This window comes from Xanthomonas hortorum, from assembly GCF_040279205.1.
In the GTDB taxonomy this organism is placed as follows: domain Bacteria; phylum Pseudomonadota; class Gammaproteobacteria; order Xanthomonadales; family Xanthomonadaceae; genus Xanthomonas; species Xanthomonas hortorum_F.
Genome location: NZ_JBEOLS010000054.1, coordinates 13227 through 36363, shown reverse-complemented (window position 1 = coordinate 36363; position 23137 = coordinate 13227). Strand labels below are relative to the sequence as shown.

The 23137-nt window shown below is 63.3% G+C and carries 18 protein-coding genes and 1 tRNA gene; 3 read left to right on the top strand and 16 right to left on the bottom strand.

All coding sequences use genetic code 11. The annotated features are described in order from the left end of the window. Positions 1-715: 715 nt before the first annotated feature. The 8 genes from ABS769_RS17710 to pcnB form a co-directional block, all read right to left on the bottom strand. Positions 716-1342, bottom strand: a complete 627-nt coding sequence (locus tag ABS769_RS17710; RefSeq protein ID WP_317062653.1) for an AAA family ATPase — start codon at positions 1340-1342, stop codon at positions 716-718. Positions 1343-1345: 3 nt separating this feature from the next. Beyond that, the gene (locus ABS769_RS17705; protein WP_317062654.1) at positions 1346-1690 is read right to left on the bottom strand and encodes a type II toxin-antitoxin system Phd/YefM family antitoxin; all 345 of its coding nucleotides are present in this window, start codon (positions 1688-1690) and stop codon (positions 1346-1348) included. A gap of 220 nt (positions 1691-1910) precedes the next feature. Then, positions 1911-3425 (bottom strand): glucose-6-phosphate isomerase, encoded by a 1515-nt coding sequence (gene pgi / locus ABS769_RS17700; RefSeq protein ID WP_350498218.1) that lies wholly within the window; start codon positions 3423-3425, stop codon positions 1911-1913. Then, positions 3422-3802 (bottom strand): aspartate 1-decarboxylase, encoded by a 381-nt coding sequence (gene panD / locus ABS769_RS17695; protein ID WP_003481969.1) that lies wholly within the window; start codon positions 3800-3802, stop codon positions 3422-3424. The genes pgi and panD overlap by 4 nt, the downstream gene beginning before the upstream one ends. Before the next feature lie 109 nt (positions 3803-3911). Next, positions 3912-4754 (bottom strand): pantoate--beta-alanine ligase, encoded by an 843-nt coding sequence (panC, locus tag ABS769_RS17690; RefSeq protein WP_317062659.1) that lies wholly within the window; start codon positions 4752-4754, stop codon positions 3912-3914. Then, entirely contained in the window at positions 4751-5566 is an 816-nt protein-coding gene (gene panB, locus ABS769_RS17685; RefSeq protein ID WP_168957831.1) for a 3-methyl-2-oxobutanoate hydroxymethyltransferase, read from the bottom strand. The genes panC and panB overlap by 4 nt, the downstream gene beginning before the upstream one ends. 35 nt (positions 5567-5601) lie before the next feature. Then, entirely contained in the window at positions 5602-6087 is a 486-nt protein-coding gene (folK, locus tag ABS769_RS17680; protein ID WP_317062660.1) for a 2-amino-4-hydroxy-6-hydroxymethyldihydropteridine diphosphokinase, read from the bottom strand. Between the two features lie 3 nt (positions 6088-6090). Continuing rightward, complete coding sequence (gene pcnB / locus ABS769_RS17675) at positions 6091-7458, bottom strand: polynucleotide adenylyltransferase PcnB (RefSeq protein ID WP_168957921.1); 1368 nt, start codon at positions 7456-7458, stop codon at positions 6091-6093. Positions 7459-7506: 48 nt separating this feature from the next. On the opposite strand from pcnB, the gene ABS769_RS17670 reads away from it, so the two are divergent. Further along, positions 7507-7581, top strand: a tRNA-Glu gene (locus tag ABS769_RS17670). Positions 7582-8014: 433 nt separating this feature from the next. Here the strand turns inward: ABS769_RS17670 and folE2 are convergent. Both folE2 and ABS769_RS17660 read right to left on the bottom strand, forming a co-directional pair. After that, on the bottom strand, positions 8015-8938 hold the full coding sequence (gene folE2 / locus ABS769_RS17665) for a GTP cyclohydrolase FolE2 (RefSeq protein ID WP_317062662.1): 924 nt from the start codon (positions 8936-8938) through the stop codon (positions 8015-8017). A gap of 36 nt (positions 8939-8974) precedes the next feature. Next, a complete protein-coding gene (locus tag ABS769_RS17660) occupies positions 8975-10147 on the bottom strand; it encodes an N-acetylmuramoyl-L-alanine amidase (protein ID WP_317062675.1) in 1173 nt (390 codons plus the stop codon). 220 nt (positions 10148-10367) lie between these two features. Here ABS769_RS17660 and ABS769_RS17655 point away from each other — a divergent pair, with 220 nt between their 5' ends. Together ABS769_RS17655 and ABS769_RS17650 are read left to right on the top strand one after the other, a co-directional pair. Then, positions 10368-10610: a hypothetical protein gene (locus ABS769_RS17655; RefSeq protein ID WP_317062663.1), complete on the top strand. Its 243-nt coding sequence runs from the start codon at positions 10368-10370 to the stop codon at positions 10608-10610. Between the two features lie 508 nt (positions 10611-11118). Continuing rightward, the gene (locus ABS769_RS17650; RefSeq protein ID WP_317062664.1) at positions 11119-11553 is read left to right on the top strand and encodes a hypothetical protein; all 435 of its coding nucleotides are present in this window, start codon (positions 11119-11121) and stop codon (positions 11551-11553) included. Here ABS769_RS17650 and ABS769_RS17645 read toward each other — a convergent pair. The 6 genes from ABS769_RS17645 to ABS769_RS17620 all read right to left on the bottom strand — a co-directional run bounded on the left by ABS769_RS17645 (position 11537) and on the right by ABS769_RS17620 (position 23065). Continuing rightward, positions 11537-13036: an MASE1 domain-containing protein gene (locus ABS769_RS17645; protein WP_317062665.1), complete on the bottom strand. Its 1500-nt coding sequence runs from the start codon at positions 13034-13036 to the stop codon at positions 11537-11539. The genes ABS769_RS17650 and ABS769_RS17645 overlap by 17 nt on opposite strands. Positions 13037-13297: 261 nt before the next feature. Further along, positions 13298-14725, bottom strand: a complete 1428-nt coding sequence (locus ABS769_RS17640; protein WP_317062666.1) for a sugar porter family MFS transporter — start codon at positions 14723-14725, stop codon at positions 13298-13300. Between the two features lie 87 nt (positions 14726-14812). Continuing rightward, on the bottom strand, positions 14813-16150 hold the full coding sequence (gene xylA / locus ABS769_RS17635) for a xylose isomerase (RefSeq protein WP_317062667.1): 1338 nt from the start codon (positions 16148-16150) through the stop codon (positions 14813-14815). 48 nt (positions 16151-16198) lie between these two features. Beyond that, entirely contained in the window at positions 16199-17692 is a 1494-nt protein-coding gene (gene xylB, locus ABS769_RS17630) for a xylulokinase (RefSeq protein WP_317062668.1), read from the bottom strand. Beyond that, positions 17689-20070, bottom strand: a complete 2382-nt coding sequence (locus tag ABS769_RS17625; RefSeq protein WP_317062669.1) for a glycoside hydrolase family 95 protein — start codon at positions 20068-20070, stop codon at positions 17689-17691. The genes xylB and ABS769_RS17625 overlap by 4 nt, the downstream gene beginning before the upstream one ends. Positions 20071-20161: 91 nt before the next feature. Beyond that, the gene (locus ABS769_RS17620) at positions 20162-23065 is read right to left on the bottom strand and encodes a TIM-barrel domain-containing protein (protein WP_317062670.1); all 2904 of its coding nucleotides are present in this window, start codon (positions 23063-23065) and stop codon (positions 20162-20164) included. Positions 23066-23137: the final 72 nt, after the last annotated feature.

Below are 23137 nucleotides of genomic sequence, written 5' to 3'. Positions count from 1 at the left end.
TCGCGGGACCTTACGCGGCATGGATGCCGCGTAAGAGCCTACACGGACGTACTTGCGGCGTGTCCCGCGACGGTGGGCGGGCAAGGGCCCTGCAGCAAACGCGAAGAAGTCGAGTGCGTCGAGGGCACGGTGCCCTCACCGCTCGCGGGACACGCCGTGAACCCATCCATGGGGGCTCGGTGGCGGCATCCATGCCGCCACACGGTCCCGCAATCGGCGAGGACACCGCACCAGACAGTTTGCTGACTGTTCTATTGAAAGCTATGCACACCGACCATCTTCGATGGTCCTTGCCCGCCCACCGTCGCGGGACCTTACGCGGCATGGATGCCGCGTAAGGTCTTACACGGACGTACTTGCGGCGTGTCCCGTGATGGTGGGCGGGCAAGGGCCCTGCAGCCAAGCTGAAGATCACCTGCTCTACAAGTGATCTATCTACATTGTTCAACTAGTCCGTACTTGCAGCGTGTCCCGCGATGGTGGGCGCGCAAGGGCCCTGCAGCCAAGCTGAAGATCATCTGCTCTACAAGTGATCTATCTACATTGTTCAACCAGTCCGTACCTGCGACGTGTCCCGCGATGGTGGGCGGGCAAGGGTCCTGCAGCCAGGCCGCAGATCAGCCGGCCTGCAGCAGACCGGTGTGAAGTAGTTTTACTAGCCGCTGCTATCTTCAATCAGGCAGGCGACTCGCGCATGTCCGCCCGGTTGCTCTGCTCAAAACGCGCGGCGCATCTCCAATGCCGCCATCACGATGGGCTTTGCCCAGTCGGGCACCTGCGCCAGTTCCTCCAACGTCGTCGGATAATGCAAGCCGGCTCGGTCCAGTTCCAGCACTAGCAGCGGCTCGGCCTGCCCCGCCGCATCGGCGGGCGCGCTGTTGTCGTAGACGTGCAACACCGCCAGATGCGGCAACAGAGCGATCAGATTCGCGCGCGCAGCATCGAAGCGCTCGCGGATCTTGTGCTCGGCAATGGCATGCCCGCCAGCGGCAACCCGCGCTGCGACGCGTTCGAGGTGCAGCTCCACCGTCGACAGGCCGCAGAACCAGATCGCCACCGTGTGCTGCGCGCAGGCCTCGCGCAGCAGGCGCGGAATGGTCGTTGCGCCCAGCGTGGTTTCGAATGCGTAATCGCGGTCATCAGCCATCGCCTGACGTAGCCGCCGCACGCCTTCTTGCCAGGCTTGTGCGTTGGCGTCTTCGAGCGCCCAGCCCTGCTCCACCAATTGCCTGGTGAACGCGTCCGGGTTGAACCAGCTTGCGCCGTCTTCCTGCAGCAAAGTGCCCAGCAGCGAACTCTTGCCGGCGCCGTTGACGCCGGCAAGCACCAGGATATTTCCCACGACTTAGAGCGACGGACCCAGAGTGATCTTCCTGCCCCGTCGTGCGGGCTTGCTGATCACCGCAGCCAGGCCCGCGCCTTCGGTCACCGCCGCAAGATGCGCATCGAACTTCAGCTGCAATGCCTGCAGCGACTGTGCCCGCATCGAGGCATCGGAGGCCGCGCTTGCCTGACGCACCAGGCGCCGGTATTCCTCCGCATCCACCACCACCGCCTCGGGATGATTGTGGTTGGTGATGACCACTGCGCCATGCGTGCGCACCTTGCGCATCAGGCTGGGCCACCCCTTCACCTTGATGTCGGCAGCAGGAGATTTTTCCAGGCCGGGCAGATCCTGCGGGTGTGGCATCGGACGATCCTGCAAGGAGTGACGGATATCAGCCTACTCCTAAATTTACCATTTTGGTAAATTTGGCCAATCTAACCACGATGGCTAGCTAGAGCAGCGCGATGCGGAACCCCGACGGTGGTTGCTTAGCCACTCGCACCGGCACGCCCGCAATGCTTCCGTTAAACGAAAACGAGGCCCGAAGGCCTCGTTGTCCAACACGCGACCGCTGCGCGACTGCTCAGCTACGCAGCTTGGACAGCAGCTCGCGCGTCACCGGGTCTGCCACATCGGCCGACTCGCCTTTCAGCGCCGGCAGCAACTGGCTGGCCAACTGCTTGCCCAGCTCCACGCCGAACTGGTCGAACGCATTGATGCCCCACATCACCGATTGCACATACACGCTGTGCTCGTACATCGAGACCAGCGCGCCCAGCGATTGTGGAGTGAGCGCATCGAGCAGGATCACCGTGCTCGGGCGGCCGCCCGGATAGCTGCGATGCGGATCGCTGCTGTCCTGGCCATTGGCCAGCGCCTCGGTCTGCGCCAGCACATTGGCCATCAGCGCGACATGGTTTTCCGCGTACGGGTCATCGTTATGCACGGTACCGATGAAGTCGGCCGGCACCACGCTGGTGCCCTGGTGCAGTGCCTGGAAGAAGCTGTGCTGCACATCGGTGCCCGCACCGCCCCACCACACCGACACGGTGTCGCTATCCACCGCAGCCCCATCGAGCTTGACCCGCTTGCCCAGGCTCTCCATCACCAGCTGCTGCAGATACGCCGGCAGCAAGGCCAGACGCTGGTCGTAGGTCATCACCGCATGCGTGGCGCTGCCGAGCAGGTTGCGATTCCACACTGCAGTCAGCCCGTGCAGCACCGCGACGTTTTCTTCCAGCGGCGTGTTGAGCGCATGCGCATCGAATTGTGCAGCGCCTTCGAGCAACTGTTCGAAACGTTCGAAACCAATCGCCAGTGCGATCGGAAAACCCACCGCCGACCACAGCGAATAACGCCCACCGACCCAGTCCCACATCGGCAGCACGCGGCTTTGCGCGATGTCGAAGGCCTTGGCGGCGCGCTCGGGGTTTGCGCTCACTGCATACAGCCGCTCGCTGCCGCCCAACCAGGCATGCAGGATGCTGCCGTTGAGCAGCGTTTCCTGAGTGCCGAAGGTCTTGGAAATCAGGATGCCGGCAGTGCGCGCCGGATCCAGCGTGGCCAGCGTGCGCTGCATCGCCGCGCCGTCGACATTGGAGACGAAATGCACGCGAAAACGCGCACCGGACGGCGCACGCAGGGCATCGGCCACCAGGCGCGGACCTAGGTCCGAACCACCGATGCCGACACTGACGATGTCGGTGACCTCAGTAGCTTCCAGCTGCTGGATCAAGGCGCCCATGCGTTGGCGCACTTCGGCAGCGGTTGCATACGCTTCGGAGGCCACCGGCGCATCGGTCAGATCGCCACGCAATGCGGTGTGCAAGGCAGCGCGTTGTTCGGTGACATTGACCTGCTCGCCGCGGAACAGACGCTGAAACGCGCCGGCCAGATCAAGCTCACGCGCAATCGCGAACAAGGCATCGAGCGCGGCGCGGTCGTACTTCTGCCGCGCGAAATTGAAATACAACGGACCGACTTGCCTGGCGTACTGCGTCGGCCGTTGCGGCTCGGCGGCAAGCAATGCGGGGATGGCAGCGCCGCGCAGGCGCTGGGCGTGGGCGTGAAGCGCGTCGAATCCGTTGGTGTGTGTCATGCGGCCTGCGTGGGGATGCTGTGGTTGGTGTGGGAGATCGCGTTGTGCGCGTTCACATATACCAGATTGGGCTTGAAGGTCTTGGCTTCGTCTTCGCTCATGCTGGCGAAGGCGGCAACGATGATCAGATCGCCGACCTGCACGTGACGCGCGGCGCCGCCGTTGAGCGACATGATGCCGCTGCCGTCTTCGGCACGAATGGCATAGGTGCTGAAACGCGCACCGTTGGTGACGTCCCAGATGTGCACCTGTTCGAACTCGCGGATGCCGGTGGCTTCCAGCAGCAGGCCGTCGATGGCGATCGAGCCTTCGTAATTGAGCTCGGAGTGGGTGACGGTGGCGCGGTGGATCTTGGCTTTCAGCAGGGACAGGTGCATGACGGGCAACGGCTAAAGGAAAGCGGGCATTTTAGCGGAAAGCGCCCGCGCCGACCGGCCGGCGGCGCGACCGGTGGTGAGGGCTTCAGCCCGACCGCAGCGGCGGGCCTCAGAATTCCAGATTGTCGATCAACCGGGTGTTGCCCAGGCGTGCAGCGATCAAGGCAACGCGCGCGCCGGTGTTGCTGTCGCCCGGCTCGCTGAGGTCGGGCAGCCGCACCACCGCGTAATCGACGCGGAAACCGGCCTGTTCCAGCGCCTGAGTGGCGGTGTCTTCGACCTGCGCACGCGGCGTGCCGGCGGCATAGCTCTCGCGCATCTGCAACAGCACTTTGCGGATCTGCGCCGAGCGCGGGCGCTCGTCGGCCGTCAGGTACTGGTTGCGCGAGCTCATCGCCAGGCCGTCGGCCTCGCGCACGATGCTGCCGCCCAAAATCTCGATCGGAAACGCCAGGTCGGCCACCATCTGACGGATCACCGCCAGCTGCTGATAGTCCTTCTTGCCGAATGCGGCCACGTCCGGCTGCACCTGGTTGAACAGACGTGCCACCACAGTGCACACGCCATCGAAGTGCCCCGGCCGGCACACGCCTTCCAGCACGTCGCTGACGCCGGGCGCATGGATCGGCGTGGCCAATGCGGTGCCCAGCGGATACATGGTGTCCACGTCCGGCAGCCACAGCGCATCGCAGCCAGCGTCTTCCAGCCCGCGCAGATCGGACTCGGGCGTGCGCGGGTACCGCGCGAAGTCTTCGTTCGGGCCGAACTGGGTCGGGTTGACGAACACGCTCGACACCACACGGTCGGCATACTGGCGCGCCAGCATCACAAGCGAATAGTGGCCGGCGTGCAGGTTGCCCATGGTCGGCACCAGCGCCACGCGCAAGCCCTCACGCTTCCAGCCGGTGACCAGTGCGCGCAGGGTGGAAAGATCGGTAATGGTCTGAATCATGCGGCGTACGCGTGCTCTGCATCGGGAAAGCTGCCGTCGCGCACGGCTTGCGCATATGCGCGTACCGCGCCTGCGACCGAGCCGCCTTCGGCGAGGAAATCCTTGACGAACTTGGGACGGCGATGGCCGCTGTCCAGGCCCAGCATGTCGTGCATCACCAGCACCTGACCATCGCAGCCGGGGCCGGCACCGATGCCGATGGTGGGCACGCTGAGTTCGGCGCTGATCTGCGCGGCGATCGGGGTCGGCACGCATTCCAATACGACCAGGCTGGCGCCGGCGTCGACCACCGCCTGCGCATCGCGACGCAACTGCTCGCCGGCTTCGCCACGTCCCTGCACCTTGTAGCCGCCGAAGCGCAGCACCGATTGCGGGGTGAGCCCCAGGTGCGAGCAGACCGGGATCTCGCGCTCGACCAGATAGCGGATCACCTCGAGCTTGTGCCCGGCGCCTTCGAGCTTGACCATCTCCGCGCCGGCCTGCAGCAGCTGGGTGGCCGCGTCCAGCGCACGCTCGGGCGTGGCATCGGCCTGGAACGACAGATCGGCCACCAGCAACGCACGCTCCAGCGCACGCGCGACCGAGGCGGTGTGATAGACCATATCGGCGGTGGTCACCGGCAGCGTGGAGGTATGCCCCTGCACCACCATGCCCAGCGAATCGCCGACCAGAATCAGGTCCACGCCATTGGCATCGAAAGTGCGCGCAAAGCCGGCGTCGTACGCGGTCAACATGACCAGTTTTCGACCGTCGCGCTTGGCCTGCGCCAAGGCGGGCACGGTCCAGGGCTTGCTGTCGGTATGGCTGCTCATGAAGTCATTACGTGGGGTGATAAGCCGGCCATTATCTACCCAATCGGCTCCAGCCCGCAGACATCGATGGCCTGCAGGGCGTGCCGCACTGTTCCATGCCCAGGAATGATCGCCTCCGGAGCCAGCTCGGACAGCGGCAACAGCGCGAAGGCGCGCACCTGCAGATGCGGATGCGGCACCTGCAGGCGCGGCAGGTCGATCACCTGATCGGCATACAGCAGCAGATCCAGGTCCAGCGTGCGCGGGCCCCAGCGCTCGCCGGCCTGGCGCTGCCGACCGAAGGCCTGCTCAATGCCGAGTAAAGCGTCCAGCAACTGCAGCGGCGCCAGCGTGGTACGCAACTGCGCTGCGGCGTTGATGAAATCGGGCTGGTCCTCGCGGCCCCAGGCCGGCGTGCGATACAGGCGCGAGGCCGCAATCAACGTGGAGTGCGGCAACTCCCCGAGCGCGGCGATGGCGGCGCACACGCTGGCCTCGGCCGGGCCCAGGTTGGCACCCAGGCCGACAAAGGCGGTGTGCATGCCCTACTCGCCTGCAGGCGCGCCGGTGCGACGGCGGCGGCGGCGACGCTTGCGCGGTGCGCCCTCTTCGCCTTCCTGATCGACCTGCGCGGTTTCGATCGCATCGACCAGCTCCTGGCCGGAGGATTTCTGCGCCTCGCGCCAGAACTCCACGTCGGCGGCATGATCCGGCGAAGCAAACTGGCGCAGCACCAGAAAATCGAACGCGGCGCGAAAACGCGGATGCGACAAGGTGCGGAACACGCGCTTGCGCTGACGCGAGGAAAAGCGCGTCTGCAGCAGCCAGATTTCCTGCATCGGCAGCGAGAAACGACGCGGCAATGCCACCCGCTCGAGCTGATGCAAGGTGACCCGGTCGGCGGCGCGTCGCTGCGCGTCTTCCGGCTGAACGCCCTGCGCCTGCAGGCCCATCAAGGTGCGGCAGAATGCCGGCCACAGCAGCAAGGCGAACAGGAATGCGGGCGACACCGGCTCGTCGTTGGCAACGCGTGCATCGGTATTGCGCAGGCCTTCCAGCACCATGGCGCGCAATGCGCCGCTGCGGTTGGATTTCAGGGCCGCGGCACTTTCGGGAAACAGCGCGCCGAGCAGGCCGTAACGCTCCAGGCCTTCGAAACTGGCGACGCCGTGCCCGGACAGGAACAGCTTGAGAATTTCTTCGAACAAGCGCGCTGGCGCGGCTTCGGACAACAGCCCGGCCAGGCGCGGAATGGGTTCTGCGGTGCCTGCTTCGATGTCGAAGTTCAACTTGGCCGCCAGGCGCACCGCGCGCAGCATGCGCACCGGATCTTCCTGGTAACGCAGCTCCGGGTCGCCGATCAACTTCATCAGGCGCGCCTGCACATCTTCGAAGCCGCCGCAGTAATCGCGCACCGAGAAATCTTCGATCGCGTAGTACAGGGCATTGCAGGTGAAGTCGCGGCGGATCGCGTCGTCTTCGATGCTGCCGTAGACGTTGTCGCGCACCAGCCGGCCGTTATCCAGTTCGCGGTCGCCGCTGCCGTCATCGACATTGGCGCGGAACGTGGCCACTTCGATGATCTCGCGGCCGAACACCACATGCGCCAGGCGGAAGCGGCGGCCGATCAGGCGACAGTTGCGGAATAGCGCCTTGACTTCTTCCGGGGTGGCGCTGGTGGCCACGTCGAAATCCTTGGGATGCCCGCCGACCAGCAGATCGCGGACCGCGCCGCCGACCAGGTAGGCGCCAAAGCCCGATTCGCGCAAGCGGTACAGCACGCGTAGCGCGTTGGGGCTGATGTCCTTGCGCGAGATGGTGTGCTGATCGCGTGGAATGACGCGCAGCGTGAACGGAGATGTAACTGAGGGTTCGATGATGGCGTTTCCGTTTTGTGTTGCAGGATTGCCCAACGGCTTTTGCCACACTATACTAGCGCGCTGCACAGGACGCGACAAAACGCTCCCTTCGTCTAATGGTTAGGACGTGGCCCTCTCAAGGCTAAAACAGGGGTTCGAGCCCCCTAGGGAGCACCACTCCCGTCTCATTGCAGAAAACGCCAGGGCCCCGCATTGCGGGGCTTTTGCGTTGTGGCGCAGGCGGTACGACGCAGTTGGTCTGCGGTGCATCGCGGGGGCGTTAAAGATCGACGCCTAGCTGCGCCTGAGCTACCGCTTCAGATGGCGCCTCAGTTGCAGCAGCCCATGTGTCAATCTGTCGCGCTCGCTTGTAGGTGTCGGCTGACTTGCTGCGAAACCTGCAGCAAAACTCCAGCGACATTGCTGCCGATCAGCAGCGATGCACTCTCGTATTCGCACCGATCGCGTTAGCGCGAATGACCACATACGGCCCGGCAACGACACATGCTTGCGCGGTGGGCTGCGCACTGCGCATCGCAGCCAGATCGACACCGCGTTTGCGTGGACGTGGCGCACAACGCAACGAATTCTTGCACGGCATGGCAAGCCCTCAATCGGCAAATGGATGAAAGCCCTCGGCATCGCTGTCGGTCTCGGCAACCGCGTCGTGGGCATGCAGACTTTCGAAATGGCGAACCGCCACATGGAAGTTGGCATAGCGCTCGGCCAGTATCTTGCGCAGACGCCGCGCAGCGTCTTCGACATACATCAGGTTGGCGCCGTTCAAGCGCGCAAACGCCTGCTCGTCGATGCGCCGCACTGCGGCCTGCACCGGCGTGGCCAGCGCTTGTTCGCACAGACCGACCAACTCGCGGATATCGAACCGCTGCGTGCAGGCGGTCAGGTCCACGCGCACCTGCGCCACGCTGCGCTGGCTATGCGGCGTAGCGTACGAGCCGTTGTATTGCAGCCAGTGCGCAACGTCCTCCGGCGCCAGCGCTTCACGCCCGGCGTGTTGCTGCAAGAACGCCTCGCTCAGCAACTGGCGCGATAACGCCGCAGAGCATGGGCATGTAGAGGCGTAGAGCACATCGATCTGCAGACGCACATGGCTGCGCCCTGCCTTGCATTGCGCGTCGATCCGCACCGAATACGCGCGCCAACCGGCCAACCCTTCGCTCAGCAATGCCGGCATCCACAGCATCAACTCGAAAGCCAGCGACACGCGCGCCGCGCGGCTTCCGCAATCGGCGTGGCTGTCAATCATGGCCTGCAGCAAATGCGACAGCATCGCTGGCGACAACGGTTGCTCCAGGTGCTGATCGAGCAATCGATACAACCGCGACATATGGATGCCCTTGCGCTCGGGCTGCGGCAGATCCACCTGCACAGTGGCGCGTGCGGCCACAGTTCCGCTTGGCTCGGCTTCGTCCAGGCGCACCGGCACGGCGATGTCCTGCATGCCCACCCAACGCAGCGGCGCGCTCAACGTGGAAAGTTCGGTAACGGCAACATCGGGAAGCGTGGCGGACATTGAAAGCTCGTTGAATGAGGAGGGAGTGATCGCGCCTCAGGCGCGACCGGGAAATGCCTGGAAGTAATCGTCGATGCCGGCATGCAAGGTCTGCGCAAGTTCGTCCTGATGCGCATCGCCACACAGCCGCCGGCAATCGTCGCGATTGCTCATGAAGCCGGTTTCCACCAGCAGCGAGGGGATATCCGGCGACTTCAACACCGCAAAGCCGGCCTGCCCGACCTGGTTCTGATGCAGCCGTGTCACCTGCTGCAACCGGCCAAGCATCAAGCTGCCGAACTGCAGACTGCTGGCGATGGTGCCGCTCAGTGACAGATCGGCCAGCACCTGCGACAACACCGGATTGCTCGGCACGCGCAAACGGCGCGCGCTATCGCCCATGTCGTCGGCAGCGTTCTCGCTATCGGCGATCCAGCGCGCCAATGCGGAGCTGGCGCCGTTCTGCGACAGCGCGAACACCGAGGCACCGCGTGCTTCGCTGTTGGGTGCAGCATCGGCGTGGATGGAGACGAACAGATCGGCGTTGTGGCGATGGGCGATCAACACCCGCTCATGCAGCGGCACGAAGCGATCGTCGCTGCGGATCATCGTCGGCCGGTAACGCGGATCGGCCGCCAGACGCTGGTGCAGACGCCCCGCGACCGCCATGGCCACATGTTTCTCGTAGCGCGCATCGGCACTGACCGCGCCAGGATCCTTGCCGCCGTGGCCAGCGTCGATGGCAACCACGTAGGGGTGCAGGCGCGAACGTGTGGGCACCGCCGCTGCGACGGCTGGATTTGCCGCTGCGAGGGCCGCATCGGCGGCGGACAGCGACGCAGTGCCGGATGCCGCAGCAAGATCCAGCATCAGCGCACTGCCCTCCCACCGCGCAGTCGCTGTCAGCGGCTGCGCCAGATCGAGCACCAGGCGCAGTCCGTCCACGCGCGGGCCGCTGCGAATCGCGACGACAGCGAGGCCGCCGGGCAACGGATCGATCCGCGGCGGCTGGGTCGAAACGCCGGACAGGTCGATGACCAAACGCTCGGGATCGGACAGACGAAAACTGCGGTAGGCGACCTGCACACTCAATTCGAGTCGAAGCCGCAGGCCGGCATCGTGACGCTGCAGGCCGCAGCTCCGCAGCGCCGGAAGCCCTTGCGCATAACCCAGGCCCGGCGACAGCACCAGCGCCGCGCCAGCGGTCTGCAGCAGCTGTCGCCGCTTCATGCCGCCCACCCGGGACGACAGATACAGCGGCGTCGCCACCTCCGATCTGGTGACCGACTCGACTTGGAGCACACGCACAACGGCTTTGAACACGACACGGGAGGCCAGGCTGAGCAACGGAGATGAAGTGTTATAAAGTAACACTAAAAGCGCAAAAGCAAGCCCGTGCTTGCTCACCTGCGTCTTCACGTTCATTTCTTTACCTACCGGAGCCCGCCCAATGTCTGCCGCCCTTCCCGACAGCTACACCGCCTGGCGCCACTGCATCGAGGTCGACTGCGCACAGCCACTGACCGCCCCCTTCATCGCCGAGCGCCTGACCAACCTGCGCAACTCCAACGACCACCACACCCAGCAATTCCTGCGTCGCTGGGGCCAGGCGCATCACCAGCAAGTGATCGGGTGGTTTGAGCGCGCCCGGATGGATCTAAGTCAGGCCTATACCAAACGCCATAACCTTTAGATAGAAAATTTAATTAAACGAATAATACTGCAGCACTTCACAGGCGAATCGCGTCGCTACAATTCACCAAAGAAATATTTAACGGGAAAAATAGACCCTAATGAGATAGACCCTAATAAGCTTTACATTTAGTCATGACAGGAGCGTCAACATGTAGAGCTTAAATACTCAGAGGAAAAAGGCTACAACTTGAGCCGAGCCTGAGCCCTTAAGCTCATGCATTATCCTGTACTGATAACGCTTTGGGTGGCTAGGTTTGCAACGACCGTTTGCAATGGTAACGCAGCGAACTTCATAGAAAAACACAAACGCCAAAAATCCGATAAACCCTTAGAACTACATCTCTTCTTTAGCTCAAGCAACACGCTGCCGCGTCAATGCATTGACGCGATTCGGCTCTCCAGCAGATTTTCGATCAAGTCACTCACGAAACTGCGAGGAAACACGTACCTTAGACGGGCCTGAATCGCAGGCGAAATATTTCTCGAGTACGGGAAAAGGCGAAGTCATGGAATTGAAGGCAAAATTCGCAATCAAGGCGCTGGGTGCCATCGCCGGCGCAATGTTGCTTGGTGCGGGGTCAGCGCATGCTTGCTGCCCAGGTGACGGGACAATCTCCACAATGGCAGCGACAGGCCTTGGTGAATCCGAACCGCGCGCAGCCAATTTGGCGGTAGATCCAACCTGGCGGATCTATGAGTTTCAACGCGAGGGAATGTTGTACCTACAGATCAACGATGCAAGTGGCGTTGTCCGCGGCGCAGTTGGCCGCGCAGGCGAAGTTCTTTGGGTGTTACCCATGGGCAAGGACGTCAGTCGATTGACAGTTTCAACCTTGGTGATTCCAACAAGAGCACAGCTGGTCTATCGAACAGACAACTTCACTGTGCACTTGGTGACGAGCACCGCTGGAGAACGCTGGATCGTTACGCGGACGAAATAACCGACGCTTGTTCGGCAATGAGAAAGCTGATTCCCAACGCATGGCGGCGGCGGAACTTGCCGCCATGCGCTTTTAGCCGCGTCCGCAACTCTGCGTTGGCTTCAGATGCATCACGATTCACCACTTCCAATAGTGAAGCATCAGCAAAGATCCTGATCACCACCCCCTGTGCATCGCGGCTTTTCCAGGCACGTGCCTGCACCAGATGCCGTTTCGCTTGCGGAAGAATCTCGAATGCGTTGAGTGCACATCTGTAAGCGGCCAACTGCAGCCCCAAAGACAGGTCGCCGCAATTTCCGTGTAGCGCATGATGGATTTCCGTATCGTAAAATCGTGCCAGTGCAGGTGAGCGCAGCGCCTGGTAGACGCCATGCGTTTCGATTTCGAGCGGATACAGGCCAGCGACGTATTCGTGTAACAACTGGGACTCGATGACACCTGCTCTGGTCATTTCCATGGCGGCAGCATGGTGTCCGCGCTCGCGTAACTGGGCAACACAGTCCTTGCGGAGCCGATTGAGATGGACATTGATATCGGAATAATCAACAACGCGATTACGGAGCGTACGCTCGGCAGCGAGGTACCCAGCCTGGGCAAATTGCAATGCTTCACGTTGCACCTGATGTTGGTCACCAGCTTGCGAAAAAGCAAAAGCCAGGCGCGAACCAAGGACAAATAGTCCGGTGGCGATCACTGCGATCAGTAGTTGAACGCTAAATAGCTCTGCATCGTAGGCAGCAATCCCATACTTCGAACGAGACAAAGCTGCGATGAGATTTGCTAGCAATGCACCGGCTGCCGCTCCACGCCAACCATGGCGAAGCGTCAGGATGATTGCGGGTCCTACCAGCGACACCATCAGAACTTGTCGCAGCAGTGGCTCCGGAACGACGTTCGCAGCGCAGAACAACCCTGCCATTGCAAGACCTGCAAATGTGCTGTCACGCACTAGGTCGTTACGGAGATAGCTTTCTGTGCGCCGATACCAGAGCAGACCCGGCAACAAAAACATCAAGATGCCAAGATACGAACCCAGCCATGTTCGCAATAGGATCTCAACCGGCGAACTGGCAATTGGACCGCCAAGGGTGGCATTTAATGCCATGCCACACAGTGTGCTCCACAAGGCAAGTAGCGCCATCAAAGGCAGGATTGCGTTGCGTAGAATCACATCAGGGGCGTGCCGACGAATCGCAGACACAGCCAGCGCGACCGCAGGTGCAAACAGGAATGGGCTCAAGTAGGCCCACAACGGCGCGTAATCCCTTGTCTCCAACATCGGGACACGTAACCAGAGCACGGCGGCGGCGTCACCTGCCAACAAAAATGGCCAACGGCGATAGGACATGAACAAGAGCGACACTGCTCTCAAGCCAGCTGGCAGATACCACTGGTCAGCAGACAGATGCCAAACAAGCAGATAGACGACGCAATAACCCAGACTTAGCAGAAGTCCTTCCACCAGCTCTCTAGCAACTGCCATACAACCACTCCCTGGTTCGCCGACGAATTTTCGCTAGTGTGAAGCGAACTGGCATGCCGCGTATAGCTGGAGCGCACAAATCGCAAGAATGCGTAAAGCGGTATGACTTTGCCGACTCTCAGACAGACCATCACTTGCACTAAGGTGGTGCGACTTCTTGGCGATGGTCATAGCAGCGGCAGTGAAGCATCGCCCAAAAGAAGGCCGTGCAATGCGCGGCCTTCTTTGTTTTCCATGCCGATATCGGCATAACAGACAGGATCAGCCTTCCATCTGCTCCAGTTCCTTGCCCTTGGTCTCGTAAACGTACTTGAGCACGAAGAACACCGAGATGAAGGCGGCCACGGTGTAGATGCCGTAGGCACCGGCCAGGCCGATGCTGCCGAGCAGGATCGGGAAGCTGACGGTGATGGCGAAGTTAGAGGTCCACTGCGCCGCACCGGCGATGGCAAGGCCCGAGCCGCGGATCTGGTTCGGGAACATCTCGCCCAGCATCACCCACATCACCGGGCCCCACGAGGCATTGAAGAACACCACGTAGACGTTGGCGGCCACCAGCGCGAGCATGCCCATGGCGTCTGACATGGCGAGCTTGCCGGTGGCATCCAGCGAGGCGGTGGCAAAGGCATAGGTCACCAGGGCCAGCGACACCGCCATGCCGGCCGAGCCGATCCACAGCAGCGGCTTGCGGCCGATCTTGTCTACCAGCATCACCGTCACCAGGCAGGCGCCGATGCTGAGGCCGCCGGACAGCACGTTGATCAACAGTGCGTCCTGCTCGGAAAAGCCCACCGCCTGCCACAGCACCGCGCCGTAATAGAACACCACGTTGATGCCGACCAGCTGCTGGAACACCGCCAGACCCACGCCGATCCAGACGATGGAGCGCACCTTGCCGGTGGCCTTGTTGATCAGGTCGGAGAACTTGGGCTTGTGCTGGTCGGCCGACATCGAGGCCGAGATCTCGCCCAGCTTGGTCTGCGCAGCAGCGTTGCCGTACAGCCGCTTCAACACCACCAGCGCCTGCTCGCGACGGCCCTTAACCACCAGATAGCGTGGGCTCTCCGGGATGACCAGCAGCAGCAACAGGAATGCCAGCGAGGGAATCGCCTGCATCCAGAACATCCAGCGCCATGCGGCCTGCCCGCCCCATAACGGCTCGGTAGAGGCACCGGCGGCGTTGGCCAGCAGGTAGTTGCTCAGGAACGCGCAGAACAGCCCGCTGATGATGGCGATCTGCTGCATGGTGGCCAGCCGGCCGCGATAGCGCGCGGAGGCGACCTCGGCGATGTAGGCCGGCGAGATGACGCTGGCCGCGCCCACCGCAAAGCCGCCCATCACGCGAGCGAAGATGAAAAAGCCAGAGCTGTGCGAGGCACCGGCGCCAATGGCCGAGAGCAGGAACAGCGCTGCAGAAATGATCAGGACCGCGCGGCGGCCCCAGCGGTCGGCCAGACGGCCGGCAAAGAAGGCGCCGATGGCGCAACCCAGCAGCATCGAGGCGACTTCGAACCCGGTCTCGGCGGCACTGGAATTGAAGGTCTGCTTCAGGCCATCGACAGTGCCGTTGATCACGCCGCTATCGAAACCGAACAAAAATCCGCCGATCGTGGCTACGCAACTGATCAGGACGATAAAACGGGTGTTCTCACCGGCATCGGGGGCGCCGTTTACGGAGACACTGGACATGGGGTCACCTGGAAACATGCAAAGGAGCGGCCATGGCGGTGGCCGGCATCGGCCGGCGACGCGCAATGCGCCGCCGGCCACGGGACATCAACGCGTCAGATACTGATTGATCAGGTTCTCGTAGGCTTCCTGGCGGCCGCTGATCTGCTTTGGTTCATTGCCGGCCGCATGATTTGCCACATCCACCAGCGTGCTGGTGCCATCGGCGAATGCCGCACCGGCGCCGCTGTCGAAGCTGGCATAACGCTCGGCGCGCCACTGTTCCAGCGGCGAAGACGTCAGCAGCGCATTGGCCACTTCCAGACCGCGTGCGAACGCGTCCATGCCGCCGATATGCGCCAGGAACAGGTCCTGCGGATCGGACGATTCGCGGCGCACCTTGGCATCGAAATTCAAGCCGCCCGGTGCCAGCCCGCCCTGGCGCAGCACCACCAGCATGGCGCCGACGGTGTCGTACAGGTCGGTCGGGAACTGATCGGTATCCCAGCCGTTCTGCGGATTGCCGCGGTTGGCGTCGATGCTGCCGAGCAGGCCGGCATCGCTGGCAACCTGCAGGTCGTGCTCGAAGCTGTGGCCCGAGAGCGTGGCGTGGTTGGCTTCGATATTGAGCTTGAAATCCTGGTCCAGGCCGTGCTGACGCAGGAAGCCGATCACCGTGGCGCTGTCGAAGTCGTACTGGTGCTTCATCGGCTCCATCGGCTTGGGCTCGATCAGGAAGTTGCCTTTGAAGCCGATCGCACGGCCGTAGTCGCGTGCCAGGGTGAGGAAGCGCGCCATGTTGTCCTGCTCGCGCTTCATCTGCGTGTTGTGCAAGCAGGCATAGCCTTCGCGGCCGCCCCAGAACACGTAGTTTTCGCCGCCCAACTCGACGGTGGCATCGATCGCGGCCTTGACCTGCACCGCTGCACGCGCCACCACGTTGAAGTCCGGATTGGTCGATGCACCATTCATGTAACGCGGGTGCGAGAACAGGTTCGCCGTGCCCCACAACAGCTTCACGCCGGTGTCGGCCTGGCGCTGCTTGGCGATGCCCACCATGTGCTTGAGGTTGCTCTGGTACTCGCCGATATCGTCGGCATCGGGCGACAGGTCGATGTCATGGAAGCAGTAGTACGGCACGCCGAGCTTGGTGAAGAATTCGAACGCGGCATCGGCCTTGGCTTCGGCACGATTGAGTGCGGTATTGCCCACATCCCACGGATACGCACGCGTGCCCGGGCCGAACGGATCGGCGCCGTTGCCGCAGAAGCTGTGCCAGTAGGCCACCGCAAAGCGCAAATGCTCGGCCATGGTCTTGTCGCCGATCTGCTTGTTGGCGTCGTAGACCTTGAAGGCCAGCGGGTTGTCAGAGTCGCGGCCTTCGAAGCCGATCTTGCCGATGCCGGGGAAATATTCTTTCGCGCCGATGTAGACGGTGTTGCTCATGGGGTGAGATGTCCTTGCTGCTGGGGGAGTTGTAAAGGGGGTTGTCGATCAGCCGGCGTAGAGCGGGCTGACGACCTGCAGGTGCTTGAGGAAGTTCTGGTAATGCTGTTGATACTGGGCCACGCGCTGCGGATCCGGGCACGCCGATAGAGCCTCGTCGGTCTGCAGATGCTCCAGCACCACATCCGACAAGGCGTCTGCGCCGCCGTCGTCGCGATCGCACGCCCACAACGCCTGCAGCGCGGCGCCGAAGGCGGCGCCTTCGGGTTGGGTTGGCACCACGACCTGCAGATTGAAAATGTCGGCCACCATCTGCCGCCACTGCGCGCTCTTGCTGCCGCCGCCGGTGAGCAGGATGGTGTCGAACTGCAGGCCCGCCGCAACGAAAGCATCGAAGCCGTTGCGCAAGCTATAGGTCGCCCCTTCCATCGCGGCGCGATAGAAATGCGCCGGCGTGGTGTTGTGCAACTCCATGCCGAACAGGCAGCCGCGTGCGGACGGCAGATTCGGGGTGCGCTCGCCGTTGAAGAACGGCAGCAACACCAGGCCATCGGCGCCCGGTGCGGTGCTGGCGATCAGCGCCTCGGTCTGCTCGCGGGTGATGGAGAACATCTGCATCACCGCCTCAGTGGCGACGGTACAGTTCATCGTGCAGATCAGCGGCAGCCAACCGCCACTGGACGAGCAGAACGCGGCCCAGCGTGCGTCGTCGTCCACCACCGGGTGATCGGCATACGCGAACAAGGTGCCGGAAGTGCCCAGGCTCATGGTCAGGCGACCCGGCACCACGTTGCCGGTGCCGATCGCGGCCATCATGTTGTCGCCGCCACCGGTGGTGACACGCACGCCGGCCGGCAGATTCAGCGCCTCTGCAGCTGCGTCGGACAACGCATACACCGCGCCGGTTTCCACCAGTGGCGGCAATGCATCGCGCAGGTCGCGCTGTGCATCCATCGCGCCGAGCATGCGCTCGGACCACTGGCGGGTGCGCACATCCAGCCAGCCGGTGCCGGAGGCATCGCCGACTTCGGTGAAGCGCTCGCCGGTGAGCCAGAAGTTCACGTAATCATGCGGCAGCATCACCGTGGTCATCGCGGCGTACGCCTCGGGGCGATGCTTGCGCGTCCACGGCAATTTGGAGGCGGTATAGCCGGCCATGATCGGGTTGCCTGCAGTGGCCACAGTGCCGGCCACGCCGCCTACCGCATCCATGATCTCGTCGCACTCCCGCGCGGTGCTGGTGTCGCACCACAGCTTCACCGGTGCGGTGACGCTGCCATCGGCCGCCACCGGCACAAAGCCGTGCTGCTGGCCGGAGACCGAGATACCGCGCACCTGCGCACGCAGCTCTCCATCGAGCTGTGCGAAGCAATGCACGATGCCGTCGATCCACCACTGCGCCTGTTGCTCACGGGTGCCGTCGTCGCGGCTGATCAGCTCCATGGGCGCGGCGATGGTAGCCACCACGGCGCGCTCTTGCGGATCGTAGGCCACCAGCTTGACGCTCTGCGTGCCCACATCCAGTCCTATGTACAAGCTCATTGCGTCACCAATCGGTTGTTGTTGAGGCCGACCTGCTGGGTGCGGCCGGCGCCCAGTTCCAGGTCCAGGGTCTGCCCTGCGTAAGACAGTTGATAGCGCCCGCCACGGTCGCTGTGCACGCGCGCCTGCTGCAGGCGACCGCCGTCCCATTCCAGGTCCACGCTGGCACCGCCGCGGATGCGCAGCCCGCGCACACTGCCGCGCGGCCAGGCACTGGGCAATGCGGGCAGCAAGAACACGCTGCCCCCCCAACTTTGTAGCAGCATCTCGGTGATGCCGGCGGTGCCGCCGAAGTTGCCATCGATCTGGAACGGCGGATGCGCGTCGAACAGATTCGGGTAGGTGCGCTCGGGCGAGATCAGCAATTGCAGAATGCGATACGCATGCTCGCCATCGGCCAGACGTGCCCACAGATTCAGGCGCCAGCCGATGCCCCAGCCGGTGGTGTTGTCGCCGCGCGTTTCCAGCGTGCGCTTGGCCGCGGCGGCAAGCTCGGGCGTATCACGCAGATTGATCTGGCTGGAGGGATGCAGCGCATACAGATGCGAGACGTGGCGGTGATGGATCTCCGGCGCCTGCATGTCCCAGTCCTGTTGCCACTCCTGCAGCTGCCCCGCCTTGCCGATGCGGTTGGGCGGCAATTGCTCGCGCAGCGTGCTCAGCTGTTGCGCGAAGGCATCGTCGACCTTGAGCAGCTTGCTCATCGCGATGCATTGCGCGAACAGATCGCGCAGCAGCTGCGCATCCATGGTGGGGCCGGCACATAGCGCGGCGTTGAACGGATGCTGGTTTTCCGGCGAGATCGACGGGTTGGTCACCATCGCGCCGGTCTGCGGATCCTTGACCAGCGTGGCGACGAAGAACTCCGCCGCGCCCTTGAACAAGGGGTAGATCCTGCCCAGGTAGGCACGGTCGCGGCCGTAATCCCAGCGGTCCCACAGCTGTTGCAGCAGCCACACGCCGCCCATCGGCCATAGGCTCCACTTCGCACCATCGATCGGACCGGCCTGGCGCCACAGATCGGTGTTGTTGTGCACCACCCAACCGGGCGCGTCGTACATCGCGCGTGCGGTGTGCGCCCCGGTTTGGGCCAGATCGAACAACATGGATTCCAGCGGTTCGACGCATTCGTGCAGCGCGTTGGCCTCGCTGGGCCAGTAGTTCATCTCGGTGTTGATGTTGATGGTGTACTTGCTTTCCCACGGCGGCTGCATCAGGTCGTTCCAGATGCCCTGCAGATTGGCCGGTTGGGAACCTGGACGCGAGCTGCAGATCAGCAGGTAACGGCCGAACTGGTGGTACAGCGCCGCCAGTGCCGGGTCGTTGCCATTGGCAAACGCCTGCACGCGTTCATCGGTGGGCAGCTTCGCCGCTTCGCTGCTGCCGAGGTCGATCGCCACGCGCCGGAACAGCCGCTGATGATCAGCCAGATGCGCACGCAGCAATGCAGCGTAGTCCAGCTTGCCCGCCTTCTGCATGCTTGCTGCGGTCAATGCGAGTGGATCGCCATCGACGGCGTCGTAGCGTTGGTAGCTGGTGGCGGCAGTGAGCAACAGCACCACTTCATCGGCGCCCTCGATGCGCAAGCGGTCGCGCAGATCGCTGACCGTGCCGCCCTTGATCTGCGGCAACACGCGCAACGCAAAACGCAGCTTGCCGTCGATACCGGCGAAGCTGCCGTTGCGGCCGCTGAACAGCAGGCCGCCCTGCTCCACCGTGACCTCGCCGGTCTGCGGGCTGTCGATGCCCACGCGCAGGGAAATCGCACGTGGGCGATCGCACGACAGGCGCACCACGATGCACTGCGATTGCGCCGACACGAACACTTCGCGCTTGTGCACAGCGCCGCCGGAACGAAACGTCGTGGTAGCCACGCCGGTATCCAGATCGAGCTGACGGCGATACTCGCTGATGCCGTCGGCACGATCGAAATCCAGCAACAGATCGCCCAGCGGTTGATACGGCATCTGCTTGAGCGGACGCGAGAGCATCTTCGCGTCGGCCAGTGTTTCGGCTTCGGCATAGCGCCCGGCAAATACGAGCGCGCGCACCTGTGGCAAGGCCGCCAGCGCGTCGGGGCTGGTGGCGTCGTACGGGCCGCCGGCGTACAGCGTGTCTTCGTTGAGTTGCAGGCGCTCGTGGGCAATGCCGCCCCACACCATCGCGCCCAGCCGGCCGTTGCCGACCGGCAAGGCCTGTACCCATTCGTTGGCCGGTTCGCGATACCACAGCTGCAAGGCATCGCCGGCTGCGGCGGCAGGCAGCGACTGTTTGCCGGCTGCCTTCGCCGGCGCAGCAACCGCGGACGCGGCCGGCGCAGCCCCCAGCACCGCGAGTGCGGCACCGGTTGCCTTGCAGACTTCCCTGCGGGTCAGCACGTGCACCACCGTGCTGCATGACCGGACCTGCACGCCCGAGCCTCGCGGCGATCCGGCATCTGCGCACTCACTGACTGACAACGACCTGCGATCATCGACGACGCGCTTTGCCGGACGCAATCTTGCGCTGCAACACGCTGACCGGCTTGCCGTCGTACTGGATGCTGGCGTCGGTCTTGGGTTCGAGCGCACCGGCATCCTCGCGCGGGCCGTCGACGAAGCGTACGTTGACGGTGCGCTTGGCCTGCATGCCGGTCCAGCTGCCTTCGCGCTTGCCGATGCTCAGCTCGCCCTTGGCCTGGTTCCAGCTCAGCGGAATGCGGCTGAACTCGCCCTTTTCGTAGCCGTAGCCCTTGCCGTCGTCCTCATACAGCGAGAACTGGCCGTCGGCGCCGGTGTAGACCACCACAGTGAGCGGTGCATCCGGTTTCTGGTCCACGTATTCCTGCACCGGGCCGGTGGGCACGATGGAACCGGCGCGCACGAACAACGGCATGCGCTCGATCGGCGCGGCCGCTTCGATGCTCTGGCCACCTTCGTAGCGCTTGCCGGTGGAAAAATCCAGCCAGCTGCTGCCGGCCGGCAGATACACCTGACGTGAGGTGGCGCCGAAGCGGGTGACCGGAGCGACCAGGAAGGCCGGCCCGAACAGATACTGGTCGTTGATGTCGCGAACCTTGGGGTCGTTCGGGAAGTCCATCATCATGCCGCGCATGATCACGCCGTCGCGCTGATAGGTGTCGCCGGCCAGGCTGTAGATGTACGGCAGCAACGCGTAACGCAGCCGGTTGTAGTAGGCCATGCTGTCGTAGAACGGCGTGCCCTCCGGGGCGATGTTCCAGATTTCGCGGTACGGGAACTGGCCGTGCGAGCGGAAGATCGGCACGAACGCGCCGAACTGGAACCAGCGCGTATTGAGCTCGCGCCATTCCGGCAGATGCGCCGGGTCCTGGTTTTCGTAACGCTTCTCCACCGCGAAGCCGCCGATGTCGAAGGTCCAGTTGGGCAGGCCCGACAGCGCCATGTTGACGCCCGCGGAAATCTGGTCGTGCATGTCGTCCCAGCGCGAGACGATGTCGCCGCTCCACACCGCCACCGCATTGCGCTGGGTGCCGGCATAACCCTTGCGCGACAAGATGAACACCCGCTTGTCGTCGGCCGCACGGTCGCCCACATACACGCCATGTGTGTGCGGCAGCGGATACGAGTTGAAGAACTCGGTGGACGGGCCCAGCGCGGTCGGCGTGGTGCGTGCCTTGCGCTCGCCGATATCCAGGTTGGAATGCACGTCCGGCTCGTCGGCGTCCATCCACCATGCATCGAAACCCTTGCTGTTGAGCTTCTCGTTGACCTGACGCCAGTAGATCGCTTGCGCCTTTTCCGAATACGGATCGTAGAACGAGTTCTTGTAGCCCTTGGCGATCCAGTCCAACTCACCCACTTCGACATTGCGCTTGTACATGAAACCGGCGGCATCCAGTTCCTTGTAGTTGGCGGTGGTGGGATAGAACTTGGGCCAGATCGAAATCATGATCTGCGCGTGCATGTCGTGCACGGACTTGACCATGCCATCCGGATCCGGGAAGTGCTGTGGGTCGAAATCGTGCGAACCCCAGGCGTTTTCCGGCCAGTAAGACCAATCCAGCACGATGTTGTCCAGCGACAGCTTGCGCTTGCGGTACTCGGCCAACACGCCCACCAACTCGTCCTGGCTCTTGTAACGCTCGCGGCTCTGCCAGAAGCCGTACGCCCACTTGGGCAGCATCACCGACTTGCCGGTGAGTTCGCGATAGCCGGCAATCGCCTGATCGTAAGAATCGGCCGAGACGAAGTAGTAGTCGATCATCTGCCCGGCTTCGGACCACAGCGACAAATCCTTGGCTTCGGTCGCCGGCAGCGGGTCGCGATGCAGCAGCGCGATATAGCTGGGGTCGATCAGGTCCCACTCGACCTTGACGGTGTGGCGCTTGCCCGGCTCCAACTCGAGCTTGAATTCGTGATTCCACGGGTTCCAGTTCTGGCGCCAGCGATCGATGATCAGCTTGCCGTCCACGTACAACTTGGCGTATTCGCTCGAATACAGCGAGAAGGTGTGCTCGCCACCGGTGAGCGCTTCGATCTCGCCCTCCCAGGTGACCTGCATGCGGCTGTCCTTGTCCTTTGTGATCGCCTTCTTCGGATACTTGGTCAGGTCGCTGAGGTATTGGTAATTCACCTCGCTCTCGCGACGCTCGACGATCTGCTTGCCGTTGATCGCATAGCGCGCGGTCAATGCGCCGGCCTTGCCCTTGGCGTCGTACAACTTGAGCGTCTTGGGCAGCGGCTGCAGGCCGCGCGGGTCGCCCAGGCGGCTGATGGAGTTGTTGTCCCACAGCAGGCCGTAGTTGCGGCTGGAGACCAGATACGGCACCGCCATGTCGATATTGTTCTGCTGCAGCTCGACGTTGCGGCCCTTCTGATTCATCCAGCCCTGCTGATGCTGGCCGAAGCCGTACAGCGCTTCGTCATCGGGCGACTGGAAGCGCTGACGCACGCTCAGGTACTGCTTGCCTTCGACCTTGAGCGGGGCAAAGCTGCGCCCGCCGGCCACCTCCGACAACACCGGCTTGCCGTTGGCATCGGCGAAGCTGACATGGCCGTCGACGGTGGACACCGTGGCGGTGACCTTGCCGGTCTTCAGCTGCACGCTGTCGCCCTGCTCGGCCAGCTGGAACTTGCTGTCGCCCTGCACCGGCACGCGCATCAGGCTGGGGCTGCGCGCGAAGTCGCCATCCGGATCGGCACTGACGCGGATGATGCCGGCATCGACCACCTGCAGACGCACCGGTGCGGCGCCCTTGGCGCTCGGCACCACGGTGACGCCATCGGCGGCCTTGCGCACTTCCTGCGCATGCGCGGCATTGGCCAGCAGGGCCAGCGACAACGCCAGGCAGTGCGCGAGCGGTGTACGTCGGGTGGCAGGCGCATGGCCGGCGGAACGGTTGGTGGTTTGCATGTTCACTCCCTTGGAATTACGAAACGGTGCCGCGGGGGCGGCAGCGCATGGGTTCATTGAATTCAACGTGGC

Coding starts and splice junctions, on each gene's coding strand:
- ABS769_RS17705 (WP_317062654.1), bottom strand. CDS start 1,690: ATGCCACACCCGCAGGATCTGCCCGGCCTGGAAAAATCTCCTGCTGCC.
- pgi (WP_350498218.1), bottom strand. CDS start 3,425: ATGACACACACCAACGGATTCGACGCGCTTCACGCCCACGCCCAGCGC.
- panD (WP_003481969.1), bottom strand. CDS start 3,802: ATGCACCTGTCCCTGCTGAAAGCCAAGATCCACCGCGCCACCGTCACC.
- panC (WP_317062659.1), bottom strand. CDS start 4,754: ATGATTCAGACCATTACCGATCTTTCCACCCTGCGCGCACTGGTCACC.
- panB (WP_168957831.1), bottom strand. CDS start 5,566: ATGAGCAGCCATACCGACAGCAAGCCCTGGACCGTGCCCGCCTTGGCG.
- folK (WP_317062660.1), bottom strand. CDS start 6,087: ATGCACACCGCCTTTGTCGGCCTGGGTGCCAACCTGGGCCCGGCCGAG.
- folE2 (WP_317062662.1), bottom strand. CDS start 8,938: ATGTCCGCCACGCTTCCCGATGTTGCCGTTACCGAACTTTCCACGTTG.
- ABS769_RS17660 (WP_317062675.1), bottom strand. CDS start 10,147: ATGAAGCGGCGACAGCTGCTGCAGACCGCTGGCGCGGCGCTGGTGCTG.
- ABS769_RS17655 (WP_317062663.1), top strand. CDS start 10,368: ATGTCTGCCGCCCTTCCCGACAGCTACACCGCCTGGCGCCACTGCATC.
- ABS769_RS17650 (WP_317062664.1), top strand. CDS start 11,119: ATGGAATTGAAGGCAAAATTCGCAATCAAGGCGCTGGGTGCCATCGCC.
- ABS769_RS17645 (WP_317062665.1), bottom strand. CDS start 13,036: ATGGCAGTTGCTAGAGAGCTGGTGGAAGGACTTCTGCTAAGTCTGGGT.
- ABS769_RS17640 (WP_317062666.1), bottom strand. CDS start 14,725: ATGTCCAGTGTCTCCGTAAACGGCGCCCCCGATGCCGGTGAGAACACC.
- xylA (WP_317062667.1), bottom strand. CDS start 16,150: ATGAGCAACACCGTCTACATCGGCGCGAAAGAATATTTCCCCGGCATC.
- xylB (WP_317062668.1), bottom strand. CDS start 17,692: ATGAGCTTGTACATAGGACTGGATGTGGGCACGCAGAGCGTCAAGCTG.
- ABS769_RS17620 (WP_317062670.1), bottom strand. CDS start 23,065: ATGCAAACCACCAACCGTTCCGCCGGCCATGCGCCTGCCACCCGACGT.